General features: G+C 39.1%; 1 protein-coding gene. It reads left to right on the forward strand.

From position 1 onward, the window contains the following. The first annotated feature begins 273 nt into the window (after positions 1–273). Complete coding sequence (locus V7127_RS25355) at positions 274–981, forward strand: DNA alkylation repair protein (protein ID WP_335490932.1); 708 nt, start codon at positions 274–276, stop codon at positions 979–981. Positions 982–1,565: the final 584 nt, after the last annotated feature.

Consider the following 1,565-nt stretch of genomic DNA (forward strand, 5'->3'; position numbering starts at 1 on the left):
GGTAGTTAAGAAAGCTTTATAATACCCTTCGGGTAGAAAAATAAGTGTTGAAGGTAGTTAAGCGATGCTCATAACACCCTTCAACTAATAAAATGCATGCAGAAGGTCAATAAGCACGACTCATAATTAAAGGGAGCCAGTTTTATATATGGAATCGCTGTCATAGTAAGGATCTGCAGGATTTTACTTTTAAAAAAAGAATTATAGTTTATGATCTTTCAAAAAATGAAATGATGATAGAAAGTCAGCTTGTTAAAATTGGAGGGAAGATGGATGACCTACATTGAAATAATGAAAATGCTTGAAGAATTAGGGACGGAGCAGACGAAAAAGACGTTGATGCGTCATGGGGCGGTAGAGCCGCTCTTTGGGGTAAAGGTTGGAGATATGAAAAAACTTGTGAAATTTGTGAAAAAGGATCAGGAATTGGCGTTGGCTCTGTATGACTCGGGGAATTATGATGCTATGTATTTAGCGGGTCTTTCGATTAATCCAAAATTAATGACAAAAGAAACCTTACAGGACTGGGCGAGGAAAGCACTTTGGCATGCGCCCGCAGAATATACCGTTTCCGGAGTAGCTGCGGAAAGTGACTATGCTCTGGAACTAGCGAGAGAATGGATACAATCTGAGGAAGAAATGATTGCCGTTTGCGGATGGAATACATATGCAAATTATTTGTCCATTACACCAGATGATTTATTGAATTTAAACGAAATTAGCGAATTGCTCCATCAGGTAAAAACAACTATCCACGATGAAAGAAACTGGGTCCGCTACGTTATGAATGGTTTTGTCATATCTGTAGGCACCTATGTTCAAGCATTATCGACTGAGGCGAAAAAGGTCGCAGAACATATCGGAAAAGTGAACGTTGATGTAGGAAATACCGCTTGCAAAGTCCCGTTAGCAACCGATTATATTAAAAAAGTAGTAGATATGGAGCGGGTAGGGATTAAACGAAAGACTTGTATATGTTAAAAGGGTAAACAGTTTTGCTCAAACGCAAAGCTGTTTTTCTATGTCAATTGGCCTGAATTAATATCCTTGATTCACCATTATTGTGATATTTGGCGAACCGACATTCATATAGATGATTAGGACCAAGTATTCATTAAAAATGCTTGGTCATTTTTTTAGCCATTTTATAATAAGAGTAGTATAAGAGATGAAAAAAATTGGCTTGATAAAAACAGGTTCAAAGTTGATTTTTCTCACTGACAAGAATGTCGAAATCATATTAAATGGGAAGAGGAATCGTTCATAGATTTGTCAATTTCTGTTGAAATTTTGGGGTGTGTGTAAGGGAGTGTCGTTTTATAGTTAAAATGATACTTATAATTCCCTTTTTCCAGTTGGTTTGGGGGAAATTTTCAGGAGGGTGCGGGAGTTCGCATTTGCGTCATCTTGATGTTGTTCGGGGGAGTGATTCTGGGATGACGCAAATGCTCAGGGGGAGGGATTTGTGTCGATAACGGAGGTGGCTTTCTGGAAATTCTCTCTCTGCGAGGTGCTCTCGCACCTCTGGCATCAGCTCCGCTGCTGCACCCACAGAACAAAGCTTT

It is taken from the genome of Bacillus sp. JJ1773 (assembly GCF_036962035.1).
Lineage (GTDB): Bacteria > Bacillota > Bacilli > Bacillales > Cytobacillaceae > Cytobacillus.

Coding starts and splice junctions, on each gene's coding strand:
- V7127_RS25355 (WP_335490932.1), top strand. CDS start 274: ATGACCTACATTGAAATAATGAAAATGCTTGAAGAATTAGGGACGGAG.